Origin of the sequence: Parapedobacter composti, assembly GCF_900112315.1 — a bacterium.
Classification (GTDB): Bacteria; Bacteroidota; Bacteroidia; order Sphingobacteriales; family Sphingobacteriaceae; genus Parapedobacter; species Parapedobacter composti.
This window is the reverse complement of record NZ_FOLL01000004.1, coordinates 149,712-164,184: the sequence shown is the minus strand read 5'-3', so window position 1 is coordinate 164,184 and position 14,473 is coordinate 149,712. Positions and strand designations below refer to the sequence as shown.

Genomic DNA, 14,473 nt, shown 5'->3' with positions numbered 1-14,473 from the left:
TAACACGCATACATGCCGGTACACTATATCGATTTCAACAATAAGCTTATTCCGGAAAACGAAGCCGTCCTGACCACCGAAAACCGGGCTTTCCGGTATGGCGATGGCCTCTTTGAAACCATGCGGTGGATGGACGGGGATATCCGTTTTTTGCATCACCACCTGAACAGGTTGCATGAAGGCATGCGCATGCTGCATCTGGACCGGGTGTCTGACTTCAACGAGCAGTTTGTCCGTGACCGGGCTGCGGCATTGATTCGGAAAAATGGCCTGGAGGGTCAGCACGCACGTGTGCGCCTTCAGGTATACCGTGACGGGGGCGGGCTGTACAGTCCGCAGCAGAACAGGGCCGCTTACGTGATGAGCGTGACCAAGCTTGATCCTGACGATGTAAAGCACCGGAAAATCGGGTTGATTGTAGACGTTTATACCGAATACCGCAAGCCGTACAGTGAATTGTCTAAACTGAAATCCGCTAACGCGCTATTGTATGTCATGGCCGGCCTGTACCGGAAACAAAAAGGACTTGACGATGTGGTCATACTGAACCGGGATGGGTATATCTGTGAGTCGCTCAGTTCCAATATTTTTTTCTGGTACGGTAAGAAACTGTATACCCCGGCCATCAGTGAAGGATGCATTGATGGGGTTATGCGCAAGGTCGTCATCGAAATCGCGCTAGACAGCGGGCTGGATGTGATTGAAGCACAGATTAGCCCAGATATCATGCAGGAAGCCGATGAAATTTTCCATACCAACGCCATTCATGGCGTGCAATGGGTAATGGGTTACAAACAGAAGCGCTATTTCAACCGGATATCGCGCATGTTGCAGGAACGGCTGGCCGCGGTTAATTGTTAATTGCTGATTGCCGTAAATGCAACGAGTTCGTCCCACGTGGTACCCGGACGACGGAGGTAAACCAGTACCTGGTAGGTGTTATTGGTTTCAAAATGGTTTCCGCTCGAAAACGCTGCGTCGATTTTGCCGGATGGATCCTCGTAAACGTATTCGTAGTCATACAGCCCCTGTTTGAGTAATATCGACGCCTGCCATTTTTTTTGCATGTGGTCGTACACCATTTTGTTCGCGTCGTTGCGCGTATAGTTGTTGAATCCGCCGACAACATATACCGAGCCATCCTCCACAGACGTATTTTCAAGCGTAAAAGTTACCCATATATAGTCAGACTCCGTCTCGGCATCCGGCTTATCCAGATTCCGGATGAAATAGGCCCCGTTTTCATCAAATGTTGACGCATAGGAGGCGGTATGGTAACTTTCGTCTGGCAGCAATTTTACCCGCACGGTGCTATCCATGGCAATACCGGCAATACGTTCCGAAGCAAGCCGTAAGCTACGCAGGTCGATATACCGGAACTCGTTTCCACCCCCAAAGTCCAGCGTATGGTTTTCATTATATACGAGTTCGTTATTGCGAATGAATGCCGGGGCCGAAAGCCACTGTTGCACATCAGGCCGCTGGTTCTGCATAACCAGTACTTTGATATCCTGATAGGGATTATTTACGGTAATCCCGCCGGTATTGACGTTAAGGTTGAGCTTTTGGTTAGTCCGTCGTTTAGCGACGTCCATTGACGGAACCAATTGCTGGGAGATTGTCATCAATGGAGCCAGTACGTAGAATTTTCTGGTCAGGACTAAACGGCTCTTGTCGGCATCCTCATAGACTTTGAGCAGGTAATTTCCGGCCAATTTCGGACGTACATGCGGGGAGGGAAACTCGGTTCTGTAATGTGTATAGGGCTGCAGCGTGTTTACCGATGACTGATATGCCGTTATCCGGTCTTCGTTAAATCCATCTACATATTCCAATGGCGAAAGCCTGCTGGGCTTCCAGTCAGCGTCGCAATGCTCAATGCTGAAATAGTAGTTACGGACATCTCCGCGCAGATCATCAAATGCCAGGATAAGCCGCCTGTCGCTGTGCAATTCAATAACGGGCATGGCATTTTCCATCTCCCGCGGATGCCATTGCACGGTTTTGATATCAGCGAGGTAGTTAACATTGTCGTATATCAGTTCCTGTTGCGGACTGCGTTCACGCGATGCTCGCTTCTTTTTCTGTTTTTGCGCCATAAGCCCCGAGCTCAACAGGGAAAATACCAAGAGTACAATAACTTTCTTTGTCATGATACACCGTTCTCCAATGCCATAATTTCTTCGGCAAGCGCTTCCCACTGGTTCTGTAAAACCTGTAATTCCTTTTTTAGCTGTTCGTAATGCTGGGAAGCTTCGTTTAGTTTATCGGTATCGGCATATAGCTGTTCGTCGGCCATCAACAGTTCGGCGTCCTTTATGGACTGCTCTTTTTCAGCGATGCGCTGTTCGGTCGCTTCAAGATCTTTATGCAGCTTTTTGCTCTGCCGGTCTTTGTCATCGTTTTTAGGCTGCTTCTCCATTTTGGGGGCAGCCTGTTTAGACGTGTTTTTCACGGCCGGCGGTTTGGATTCGCGCTTGGTTTGCCAGGTTTCATATTCCTCGTAAGTGCCGGGATATTCCTTTATCTTACGGTCTTCGATATACCATATTTTGTTAGCCACGTTATCCAGCAGGTACCGGTCATGCGACACCACGATGAAGGTTCCTTCAAACTGCTGAAGCGCTTGTATAAGGATGTTGACGGATTGGATGTCCAGGTGGTTGGTCGGTTCGTCCAATATCAGGAAATTGGCGTCGGCCGTAAGGGCTTTGGCCAGTGCCACGCGCGATTTCTCGCCGCCCGATAGCACCCTTATCTTTTTGAAGACATCGTCTCCCGTAAACAGGAAACAACCCAATATGGAGCGCAGCTCGGTTTCGGTGTGCTTAGGTGCAAACTGTTGCAACTCCTGCAATATCTCATGTTCAAGGTGGAGCGCTTCCAGTTGGTGCTGCGCGAAAAATGTCTGCGTTACGTTATGGCCGGTTTCGCAGACGCCGGAAAAATCGTTGTCCGTGCCGGCGATGATGCGCAGCAACGTTGACTTACCCCTGCCATTTGCGCCGATAAGGGCAATTTTGTCGCCTTTTTCGATAACCGCGTCAGCACGCTCAAGAATCGGGTTGCCGGGGTACGATTTACTCACATTTTCAAGGCGGGCCACATGCCTGCCCGATTGTTTGCTGAATTTGAAACGGAAATTGACGGTCGGGTTATAATCCTCTACATCCGATACTTTTTCCATGCGTTCAAGCGCCTTTATCCGCGATTGCACCATCTTGGCTTTGCTCGCTTTAGCGCGGAACCGCTCAATCAGCCGCTCCTCCTGTTTTATCTTGGCTTGCTGGTTTTTGTACTGGTTGCTTTGGATTTCTTCCCTGAGCGCTTTTTCTTCCAGGTAAAAGCTGTAATTCCCGGCATATTGGATCAGCTTTCCCCGTTTGGATTCAACAATGGTGTTCACCACCCGGTCAAGGAAATAGCGGTCGTGCGAAACAATAACAATGGCACCCTCAAACGCCTGTAGGTAGCTTTCCAGCCATTTGATGGAGGGAAGGTCAAGGTGGTTTGTCGGCTCGTCGAGCAATAGGATGTCCGGTGTTTGGAGCAGTATCCTTGCCAGCATGACGCGCATGCGCCAGCCGCCCGAAAACTCCGACAATGGCCGTTTCTGGTCATCGTCACTGAAACCCAGTCCCGCAAGTATTTCGTGTGCGCGGTATTCGATATTATATCCATCCAAGGCTTCAAACTCCATTTGCTTGTCGCTCAGCTTCTGGATCAGATCTTCTGAATAATCCGTTTCCAGTTTTTCCAGCAAGCGCTCAATTTCAGTATGCAGCTGGTTCTGGCGTTCAAAAGCCTCCATAGCCACATGCAGAATGCTCTTATCCGACTGGTGCGAGAGCAAGTCTTGGTTAAGGTAGCCGATTTTAATGTCTTTGGCCATCGATATCGTACCCGACGTGGGGGTATACTCGCCAACGATAATTTTCAGCAGGGTGGTTTTACCGGTGCCGTTCGCACCGATAAGCCCCGTTTTGTCGCCGGGTTTGATGTGCCAATTCGCTTCATCATATAACGCCCGGGCACCGATTTCGAATGTAAGATTATTAATTGCAATCATTTCAACGGCAAAGGTACTAAAAAGTAACAAGGCTTTTAGGGTATACGCTTTGCCCGTATGTTTAAAACTAGCCGGGTAATGCAGATAAAACCTATCTTTGCCGCATGTATAAACTGGTGAAACCTTTGCTTTTTTCAATGGATCCGGAAACGGCACATCATACCGTTTCCGGCGGCCTTCAAACGTTCTGCAAGCTGTGGGGCGGCAAAAAACTCTTGAAATCCGTTTATGGCTTCGAACACCCGGGCATTACCCGTGAAGTCTTCGGATTAACGTTTAAGAACCCGGTGGGTTTAGCGGCGGGTTTTGACAAGAACGCGGCTTATGTCGAAGAAATGGCAGCCATGGGGTTTGGCTTTATCGAGATCGGTACGGTAACACCGCGCCCGCAGCCGGGAAATGAAAAGCCCCGTTTATTCAGACTGAAGGCCGATGAAGCGTTGATTAACCGAATGGGGTTCAACAACCAGGGGGTGGATGTTGCCGCAGAACGGCTACGCCACCTGAAAAACCGCAGGTCCGTCGTCATCGGGGGTAACATCGGGAAAAACAAAAACACCCCGAACGAAGAAGCCGTGAACGATTACATTTACTGCTTTGACGCACTGTTCGACGTTGTCGACTATTTTGTGGTTAATGTAAGTTCTCCCAATACGCCAGGTTTGCGGGCTTTGCAGGAAAAGGAACCGTTAACCCATATTTTGAACACGTTACAGCAACGTAACCGTAAGGGTGATGTATCCCGGCCGATTCTGCTTAAGATTGCTCCTGACCTGACAGACAGCCAACTGGATGACATCGTGGACATTGTAAAGGAAACCGGAATCGCAGGGGTGATAGCAACAAACACTACGCTTTCCCGCGAAGGGCTGAAAAGTGCAGGCCGTTTAACAACGGAAGCTGGCGGACTGAGCGGAAGGCCGCTCACGAAACGGTCAACCCAGGTGATTCGTTACCTGGCCGACAGGTCGGGCGGCGCATTCCCGATTATCGGTGTAGGAGGCATTCATACCGCCGCGGAGGCCCGCGAGAAGCTGGACGCAGGCGCTTCGCTGGTGCAGCTATATACCGGTTTCATTTACGAAGGCCCGGGGCTGATAAAACGGATATGCAAAAAAATAGCCCATGGATAATTGCTGTCCATGGGCTATTTCAGACTTAAGCTAACAGCCTATTGCTATTGCAGTGCGTCTATGCGTTGATCCAACTCATCGACCTTTGCTTTGTTTTCTTTAATCTCGTAGTACTTCTTCAAGTTGCTTAGCGCCAAAACAGACTTGCTGTCAATTTCCACCGCTTTTTCCAAGTAGGGGAGGGCTTGGTCAAAAATGTCATAAGCCTTTTTGATTTCGGCGTCGTACTCGGATTGAGATAGGTTGGCGTTGTTCGTTTTGTTGAAATGATCGATACCTTTATTCAGGATCAAACCGCCGAGGTTGATGTTGGCATCCAGGTAATTCGGATCGATTTCCAGTGCTTTCCGGTAAGCGGCTTCTGCATTTTCCACGTCATTGGTTGCGGAATAGGCTATTCCGAGGTAATAATGGAGGTTTTTGTTATCCGGATCTTTAGCCACCTGATCGTTGATGGCGCTGATAACTCCCTGCTCATTGCCCGCCATTAAGTTCAGTTCGATATTCTGGGTTGCCAGCTCTTTATCATTAGGGTATTTCTGGACACCCAGTTCCGCATATTTTATGGCGTTTGACGTGTCGCCTTCCATAAGATAGAGACGAGACACATCCAGGATAATCTGCCTGTTATTTGAAAAGCTATCTACAGGCACCAGCTCCACGTATTTTTCCAAGGCCTTATCATACTGCTGTGCGTTCACCGCAGCCAGACCCGAATAATACAATAACGTGGTGTCGCCGGGAAGGTAGGTCAAACCGTTGTTGAATGCTTGGTACGCAGCTTGGAAGTCCTGGCTATCCCAAGCCTTGACACCGCTATTTAATTCACGCTGGGCCAGGATGGAATTCAGGACACTGAGGTTTTGCTCGTTTTGTTTGTCGGTATCAAGGCTTATCGCTTTTTCCCGGGCTTCAACAGCTTTTTTGATATAGCCATCGGAAGCATCGGTAGAGTCCAATAAAGCAAGGTCTGCATTCACCAATGCATAATATGTCCAGGTTTCAGCCAAGTCCTTGGTTTTCTCATGTTCGATGGCCTTTTCCAAGGCTTCCCTGGCGGTATTCAAATCGTTGGCTCCCAATTCTGGGGTACCCATGCTCTTAACTTGGGTAAACTTGTCATAACTGGCTTTTGCCTTTCTCAGGTTACTGGTCTGTGAAAACGCTACCGAGGCGGTAAGTACCAGTGTACCTAACAAAATGGATTTCATTTTCATGTTTTTAGTCTATTGTGAGTTGATTTAATATGTTATTTACTCGTTCCAATTGAATGATGTTTCCTGACTGGTCGTACAATACCGCCAGGGATTTCAATGCGTTTACCTCAGAAGGTCTTATTTGATTTGCTCTTAACAAATATTCCTGTGCTTTGTTTTGTTTTTCTGAGTCATCGGGATTGGCAATGAACTCTTTCAGGTACAGCAGCCCCAATTCAAAGTTGGCATCGAAGTTATTGGCATCTAAACGGATGACCTTTTCATAATATTTCTTTGCCGCGGCGTGGTTGCCTTCCATCTCGTTGGCATAACCGGCAATGTAGTTGAGATTTACGTTTTCCGGTTCATGCGCAATGGCTTCGTCCACAAGCGGCACAATGGCGGCATAAGCCTCATTGGCCACATGAGTACTGATTAGCTCAAACAGGATTTCCTTGTTTTCCGGAAACTGTTGCCTGCCTTTGAGCAGCGTATTCAACACTGCGCGGCGGTCTTTCTTTTCACGGTAAAGTTTGGCCAGTTCAAGGATATAAACCGGAGACGACGTTTCCCGCTGATTGATGAATGCCTCATAACGCTTAATGGCATCATCTGCTCCGCCGGTTTTTGCGCTCAAGACCGCAAGGTTATGTTTCACATCAATAGCGCCGCCGCTCAGCGAATCCACTTTGTGGTATTGGCTCCGCGCCTCCTCGAAGTTACCCTTACCCACTGCGCGGTTGGCTTTGATAAGATAAGCGTTGGCCAGCGACTTCTTGATGTAATCGATTTCCGTTTCGTGCTCGTATCCAGCCTGCCGGTTGTTGGTCAGCCGCTTCAGCGCAGCCGATGCGACGTCGATGGGATCCGCACTGTATTTCTGCGTGCGGTTTGAGTCGACCATGGCAAGGGTGCTGTACACCAATCCGCGGAGCAAATTGTTCCGGAAATTTACGGAGTCACGTTTGGTTTTAAATGCTGCGTCGGCAAATTTGCGCGCCGCTTCCAGATGCTTGAAGTCTTTCGACTTCATATATAGCGCAAAATTATTGTTGCCTTCTTTCAGGTTAGACTGGGCGGCAACCGGAAGCGCGCCTGCCAGCATAAAAATGACCAAGGCAACCGCGTAAACCAAGTTTCCGTTAGTTTTCGGACGACGCGGATTCATCATTAGCTGTGCCGTTTTCATTGATATTTCCACTGTTTTCTTGCTCATCGCTGTCAACATCTTCTTCATGTTCCACTTTGGTGACCGATGCAATTTCGTCATCGCCTTTCAGGCTAATCAGGCGTACCCCCTGGGTCGCTCTGCCCATCACCCGCAATTCACTGACGGCAATCCGGATAACAATGCCCGATTTGTTGATAATCATCAGGTCATCATCGTCCGTCACATCCTTGATAGCAACCAACTTGCCGGTCTTGTCGGTAACGTTGATTGTTTTGACGCCTTTGCCGCCCCGGTTGGTCACGCGGTAATCTTCAATATCCGTGCGCTTGCCATACCCTTTTTCAGACACGACCAAGACCGTTGTCTCTGGATTATTAACACTAATCATGCCAACTACTTCATCATCGGCACCGGCCAGCGTGATTCCGCGCACACCGGTGGCCGTACGTCCCATGGGGCGTACGGTCGATTCATTGAACCGGATGGCTCTTCCAGAACGCAGGGCCATTACAATTTCACTGTTACCGTCGGTCAGGCAGGCTTCCAGCAGCTGGTCGCCGTCGTTGATGTTAATGGCATTAATGCCATTGGCCCGGGGCCTTGAGTAGGCTTCCAATGATGTCTTTTTGATGGTGCCCCGCTTGGTACACATGATGATGAAATTGTTCTCAAGGTATTCCTGGTCCTTGAGGTTTTTCACCTTGATGTACGCTTTGATTTTTTCCTCTTTAGGAATATTGATGATGTTTTGGATGGCCCGCCCCCGCGACGTGCGTCCGCCTTCTGGAATTTCAAAGGCCCGCAGCCAGAAACAGCGGCCGGCTTCGGTAAAGAACAGCATGTAGTTATGGGCCGATGCCGTGATGATATGTTCGGTGAAATCTTCTTCGCGCGTGTTGGTTCCCATCAGCCCCTTGCCGCCACGGCCCTGCCTGCGGTATTCGGTAAGCGGGGTGCGCTTCACATATCCTTCGTGAGAAATCGTGATGACCACCTCCTCGTCTTCAATGAAGTCTTCCATGCGCATATCTTCTGCCGAATGCACGATGGTAGAACGTCGGTCATCGCCATATTTTTCCTTGACTTCCAGCAGTTCATCTTTAATGATTTTCATGCGGAGTCCTTCATCCTCGAGCACCGATTTCAAGTACTCGATGGTTTTCATCAGCTCTGCATACTCCTCTTTGATTTTGTCCCGCTCGAGTCCGGTAAGCCTCCGTAGGGTCATATCAAGGATGGCCCGGGCTTGGATGTCAGACAGGCCGAACTTCTCCATTAGGCCCATGCGGGCATCGTCCGGTGTTTCAGATGCCCGGATCAGTTGAATAACCTCATCGAGGTGGTCGAGCGCAATAAGTAACCCTTCGAGAATATGCGCGCGTTTCTCTGCTTCCGCAAGTTCAAACCGCGTACGGCGGACAACCACTTCATGGCGATGTTCCACGAAATGGTATATCATATCCTTCAGGTTAAGCAGCATGGGCCTTCCGTGTACCAGCGCAATATTGTTTACACTGAACGATGTCTGAAGCGCGGTATGCTTATACAGGTTATTCAGCACGATGGAAGCATTCGCATCTCTTTTTATCTCATAAACGATGCGCAGTCCCTGCCGGTCTGATTCGTCACGGATTTCGGAAATCCCTTCAATCTTTTTCTCATTAACCAGATCGGCGGTCCGTTTTATCATGTCCGATTTGTTCACCTGGTAAGGTATTTCCGTTACGATAATCTGTTCCCGCCCGGTTTTGGTGGTTTCAATTTCAGCCTTGGCACGCATAACTACCCGGCCGCGGCCGGTCTGGAACGCCTCCTGCACGCCGGCATAGCCGTAAATGATCCCCCCCGTCGGAAAATCGGGGCCCTTGATGTATTGCATCAGTTCAGGCACTTCAATATCCCGGTTGTCAATGTAGGCCACGATACCGTCCACCACTTCCGAGAGGTTGTGGGGAGCCATGTTGGTAGCCATGCCCACAGCAATGCCGGAAGCTCCGTTAACCAAAAGGTTGGGTATGCGCGTAGGCAGCACCGTTGGTTCTTCCAACGAGTCATCGAAATTGAGCTGGTAATCAATGGTGTCCTTATTGATATCGGAGAGTAGTTCTTCGGCAATCTTTTTCAGTCGCGCCTCCGTATAACGCATGGCCGCGGGAGGGTCGCCGTCTATAGAACCGTAATTGCCTTGCCCGTCTACCAACGGGTAGCGTAAGCTCCATTCCTGAGCCATACGCACCATCGTATCGTATACCGAAGAGTCGCCATGCGGATGATACTTACCCAATACGTCCCCGACGATACGGGCAGACTTCTTATAAGGTTTGCCACTGGTGACACCCAAGTCGAGCATCCCATACAATACCCGGCGATGTACCGGCTTCAACCCGTCGCGAACATCAGGTAAAGCGCGCGACACGATAACAGACATCGAATAGTCGATGTATGCCGATTTCATTTGGTCTTCAATATTGATGGGGATAATCCGGTCGTTCGCCGGAACGAGGTTGTTGTCGTTTTCTGTTTCTTCAGCCATTACTATTTACAGTTCTTCAATCACAAGCACAACAAGGTTAGGGAGGTTAGCTTATTGCGCATGCGAAGTTACGAAATTTTTAACGGATTGTGCAATTTTTTGGCTACCGCGGCACGGGCATTGCTGCCCGGTGGATGGCTCCTGAGAAAGTAGGGGCGTTTTTGAAGTCCGTCGGAAATTGGTTACCTTTGCAGCGATTTTATTCATCTTTTTTTCAATCCAGCTAACATCATCGTTGTTTTATGGAAGTACAGATAATCACTGACTCATCGAACCTGATTTATCAACAGACACATGGATTGCTCATGCGCTGGGGTGTCTCCGAAGCGCAGGCCGATTTGGTTACGTTGTTTGTCTTGTTGGGGTTGCTGATGGTAGTGCTCGGCATCGTTGATTTTGTTGTTCGTAAGGTGCTGGTCGATTTGCTTAGCAGGGCTGCCCGCAAATCGCCGCTCAAATTTGACGATCTGCTGGTGCGGAACAAAGCGCTGGTGCACTTTGCACGGTTGGTGCCGCTGATTGTATCCATCCATTTCATTCCCGTGGTTTTTTCGGGTTTCCCCGAATGGATTGGCCCCGTGCGCAAGTTTATCGACATCCTGCTGGTGTTTGGCTGGGTGATGCTCTTCCGTGCACTTTTCCGGTCGGTACGTGATCATCTCCGTACCAAAAAAGGGTTCCAAGACAAACCCTTGGACAGCTATCTCCAGGTGATTAACATATTCATGTTTTTCATTGCCGGCATTGTCGTGTTTTCTATGGTTACCGGAAAATCTCCCTGGGCGTTCCTTGGAGCGCTGGGTGCGGCGTCGGCCATCCTCATGCTGGTGTTCAAAGATACGATTCTTGGGTTCGTTGCCAGCATCCAGGTAGCAACAAACGACATGGTCCGGGTAGGCGACTGGATTGAAATGCCGAAATACGGAGCGGACGGCGATGTCATCGAGATCAACCTGAATACGGTGAAGGTACAGAATTGGGATAAAACCATCACCACCATCCCCACGTATTACCTTATTACAGATTCCTTCAAAAACTGGCGGGGAATGCAGAACGCCGGCGGACGGCGCATCAAACGTTCCATCAACATCAAAATATCATCCATACGGTACCTGACTCAGGAAGAAATTGCTGATCTCCGGAAAATCCAGATCCTAACGCCCTATATCGCGGGCAGGCAGGCAGAAATCGATCAGTACAATGCCCAGACGGGGGCCGACCGCTCCATGCCTGTGAACGGCCGCAACATGACCAACGTGGGATTATTCAGGCAATACATCAACCGCTATGCACAGCAGCATCCGCTCATACGCAAAGATATGACCTTGTTGGTCAGGCAGCTTCAACCAACGGCACAGGGATTGCCCATTGAGCTGTATATGTTTACTTCCGATACCCGGTGGGCAGTATACGAAGATATTATGTCTGATATCTTTGACCATCTTTTGGCGGCCATCAAGTACTTTGGTCTGGAAGTGTTTGAAGCACCGGCTTCGGATGATGTGCGGAGCCTGCGCCTGTCGGCGTCCGCCGGTGAAGCAGTCCAGGTGAACTAACGGTCGCGCGCATCGTTGATGACCCGTATAACTTCGTCGATAACGGATTTCGCGGCTTCCATCATTTTGGGATTACCATCGAAATCGCTGTCCAGCGTAACCGTCTTGCTTTTTTCCTTATAGTTGTACTGCAGATGGAAACGCGGTGCCGGCCGTGCGGCTGTGGCATTGTCTTCAGCAGATGTCATGTCTTCCGGCAGGTTCCAAAAGCCGAGCTGGGCAGCCTTGCCGTGGAGGTACTGTAGGTCATCGTTGCGCAGGCGCACCGTATCGCTCACCAAAGAGTCCCGTCTATCAAGGTATTGGTATATGCCTGTCTTTGAGTCGAACCGGTTCACCAAACTATCCCCTTCGCCGTATGCCAGCACAATCGATTCAAAGTCGGCAAACCGGTAAGGGGCGTTCCGGAACATCTGGCTATAATACACATAGCAATAAACAATGAAGGGAATGATAATACATATAGCCAGAAAAATCTTTTTTGACCGTTCGCTCATATTGATTTATTATTATAAGGATGCAATGCACCGCCGTTCACCGCTTCATTACGGTTGATTGCTGCAGCGGCAAAAATAGGGAAATTACCCGCAATTCGTTGCGTTATGTTAATTTTAGCTGATAACGTAGGCCTGAGGAGGGCGCGATTAGCTTATAGCGTACTTAATTTGTTGGCATGATATAAATAGCTATTTTTGAAAATGGCATCGGGATATCCTCGCTATGCGAATATGCCAGCAGGCCTGTCTTAAATTTTAATATTATTTAATATTAACATTACCGTAACAATGCGTTATGGATATTTGCAACAATGGATTTTGTGAGGAGTAGAGCGCTGAATGGCTGGTTTGACTGAAAATACCTGTTGGAAAGATTTTGTGTCCGGAAAGGAATATGCTTTCCGGGTGCTATACGATTACTATGCCGATCGCCTATTCGCGTTCGGCTGCCGTTATAGCCAGGATACGGAACTGATAAGGGATCTTATCCATGATTTGTTTGTGGATATCCACCATTACCGTCCCCGGTTAGACGCCAATGCCAATGCTACTGCTTATCTTTTCAGTTCGTTGCGGCGGAAAATCGCTTCGGCTGTCAAGAAGAGGCAACGGCATATGGAACTGTATGCCGCCTTTGAAGAGGGCATCCCTTTCTTAATCGAATGGGATATTGAGCGTATGGCCATCCGTAATGAAGAAGAAGCCGAATTGTTACGCCGCGTTGTTAAAGAAGTGAACAGGCTCTCCGGCAGGCATCAGGAAGCCCTTTACCTGCGTTTTACCTGTGAGCTGGATTATGCTGAAGTAGCGGATGTGATGGGTGTTTCCATAGCGTCATGCCGTACAATGGTATACCGCGCCGTCAAGGAACTGCGAAAAAAATTGGCCGACATCCCCGTGTCAAACGTGCTTTTTATCGCCTTGATGCACTCCAGGAAATAAAACGTGCCCGTGGCTGTACACCTGTGAATTTTTTTTAAAAAAACTTGTCTATAAATCGTCTTTTCGTTTCTCTATATAGAGAGAAGTAACGTTCCAATTTGAATGAACCGTAACGTCGAAGATATATTAGGGGGAGACGATGCTCCCCGCCAAAATCTGGAAAGGGAACCGGACGGTCCCGTAAAAAAGATGGCCATGTCTATATTTAAGGTGCTGAGTGGCCAAAAAACTCCGGGGCTGGGTCCGGAAGACCGGGAACAATTGTGGAAAAGGATAACATCAACCATCAGTGAAACGGACCAGAAGCGGAGTAAGAAAATACGCTGGTTGACGTTAGCCGTGGCCGCCGGCATAGCGGCTGTTGTTACCGTTTCCGCATGGTTTTGGCTGTCTCAGGGGCCTGTACAAGCGCCGATTGCCCTTGCCGCATTGAGCAATCAAAACCTGCTTATGGACACTGGCGCCATTAAACTGATGGGTGGCGATGAGCGGATGCTTATCCTGGATGATGCGCCGGTCATAGATTTATCTTCGTTTCCTAACCAGGCCGACACAGAAGAAGATAATACATTCACTACACTCACCGTACCGTACGGCAAACGTACCGAGGTCGTGCTGCCAGACGGTTCCAAGGTATGGCTCAATGCTGGCTCGCAGCTGACCTTTCCCCAGCGCTTCGATACACAAAAGCGGGAGGTGTACCTTGAAGGCGAAGGGTATTTTGACGTGGCGCATGATGCCCGAAAGCCGTTCTTCGTGCATACGGCTGATTTCCTGATAAAGGTTTTGGGTACTGCTTTTAACGTGAGCTCTTACCGTGATGACGCCTTTACGTCCACGGTTTTGGTAAGCGGTAAGATTGAATTGCAGGGAGTGGGCAAGCAGCAGTTCGAAAAGCTGGTTTTAGAGCCCGGAAATACAGCGGTTCTGCAAAAAGAAGCAAGCCGCCTGGAGGTTCGCCAAGACGATGTGGAAAGCCACATTTCGTGGACCAGACGGCAATTAATCCTGAGAAGTACGCCGCTGGCCGAGTTACTCATTCGGTTGGAACGCATCTATAATACTGAAATCGTAACAGCGAATGAAGTGTTTACAGACGAAACTTTTTCAGGCAGGCTTGACCTGACCCAACCACTCACCAGTCTGCTGGCTATAATCTATGACCAACAGGCGTATGTTATCAAACAAGAAGAAAGGAGGATAGTTATACAGGAAAAACTTAACTAATCAGATAATGATCAGTAACGGGCAGATGCTGGCACATCCACCCGTTTCACGTTAATTAATTAATTGATGTATAAACTTATAACGATTAACAAAGGTATGAAATATTTTTATGCCTGGCAATCCCTGCCATCCCGTGGCGGCATAGGCTA

Annotated in this window: 11 protein-coding genes; 5 read left to right on the top strand and 6 right to left on the bottom strand. The window is 49.0% G+C overall.

All coding sequences use genetic code 11. The annotated features are described in order from the left end of the window. Positions 1-12: 12 nt before the first annotated feature. Positions 13-861, top strand: coding sequence for an aminotransferase class IV (locus BM030_RS06805; protein ID WP_090972543.1), 849 nt, complete (start codon positions 13-15; stop codon positions 859-861). Here BM030_RS06805 and BM030_RS06800 read toward each other — a convergent pair. Both BM030_RS06800 and BM030_RS06795 read right to left on the bottom strand, forming a co-directional pair. After that, a complete protein-coding gene (locus tag BM030_RS06800; protein WP_090972541.1) occupies positions 858-2,153 on the bottom strand; it encodes a type IX secretion system plug protein in 1,296 nt (431 codons plus the stop codon). The genes BM030_RS06805 and BM030_RS06800 overlap by 4 nt on opposite strands. Next, positions 2,150-4,069 (bottom strand): ABC-F family ATP-binding cassette domain-containing protein, encoded by a 1,920-nt coding sequence (locus tag BM030_RS06795; protein WP_090972539.1) that lies wholly within the window; start codon positions 4,067-4,069, stop codon positions 2,150-2,152. Before BM030_RS06795 ends, BM030_RS06800 begins: the two co-directional genes overlap by 4 nt. 104 nt (positions 4,070-4,173) lie before the next feature. On the opposite strand from BM030_RS06795, the gene BM030_RS06790 reads away from it, so the two are divergent. After that, complete coding sequence (locus tag BM030_RS06790; protein WP_090972536.1) at positions 4,174-5,202, top strand: quinone-dependent dihydroorotate dehydrogenase; 1,029 nt, start codon at positions 4,174-4,176, stop codon at positions 5,200-5,202. Positions 5,203-5,246: 44 nt separating this feature from the next. Here BM030_RS06790 and BM030_RS06785 read toward each other — a convergent pair whose 3' ends face one another. Genes BM030_RS06785 through gyrA form a run of 3 tightly spaced genes read right to left on the bottom strand, consistent with a single transcriptional unit; the run spans position 5,247 to position 10,102 of the window. Continuing rightward, positions 5,247-6,413, bottom strand: a complete 1,167-nt coding sequence (locus BM030_RS06785) for a tetratricopeptide repeat protein (protein WP_244518735.1) — start codon at positions 6,411-6,413, stop codon at positions 5,247-5,249. Between the two features lie 10 nt (positions 6,414-6,423). Then, positions 6,424-7,569: a tetratricopeptide repeat protein gene (locus tag BM030_RS06780; protein WP_244518733.1), complete on the bottom strand. Its 1,146-nt coding sequence runs from the start codon at positions 7,567-7,569 to the stop codon at positions 6,424-6,426. After that, positions 7,541-10,102, bottom strand: a complete 2,562-nt coding sequence (gene gyrA, locus BM030_RS06775; RefSeq protein ID WP_090972530.1) for a DNA gyrase subunit A — start codon at positions 10,100-10,102, stop codon at positions 7,541-7,543. The genes BM030_RS06780 and gyrA overlap by 29 nt, the downstream gene beginning before the upstream one ends. Before the next feature lie 242 nt (positions 10,103-10,344). Here gyrA and BM030_RS06770 point away from each other — a divergent pair, with 242 nt between their 5' ends. Next, complete coding sequence (locus BM030_RS06770; protein ID WP_090972528.1) at positions 10,345-11,658, top strand: mechanosensitive ion channel family protein; 1,314 nt, start codon at positions 10,345-10,347, stop codon at positions 11,656-11,658. Here BM030_RS06770 and BM030_RS06765 read toward each other — a convergent pair. Continuing rightward, a complete protein-coding gene (locus tag BM030_RS06765) occupies positions 11,655-12,155 on the bottom strand; it encodes a hypothetical protein (protein WP_244518731.1) in 501 nt (166 codons plus the stop codon). The two genes, BM030_RS06770 and BM030_RS06765, sit on opposite strands and share 4 nt — an antisense overlap. A 339-nt stretch (positions 12,156-12,494) precedes the next feature. On the opposite strand from BM030_RS06765, the gene BM030_RS06760 reads away from it, so the two are divergent. Both BM030_RS06760 and BM030_RS06755 read left to right on the top strand, forming a co-directional pair. Continuing rightward, positions 12,495-13,097: an RNA polymerase sigma factor gene (locus BM030_RS06760; protein ID WP_090972526.1), complete on the top strand. Its 603-nt coding sequence runs from the start codon at positions 12,495-12,497 to the stop codon at positions 13,095-13,097. Positions 13,098-13,199: 102 nt separating this feature from the next. Further along, positions 13,200-14,324, top strand: a complete 1,125-nt coding sequence (locus BM030_RS06755; protein WP_090972524.1) for a FecR family protein — start codon at positions 13,200-13,202, stop codon at positions 14,322-14,324. Positions 14,325-14,473: the final 149 nt, after the last annotated feature.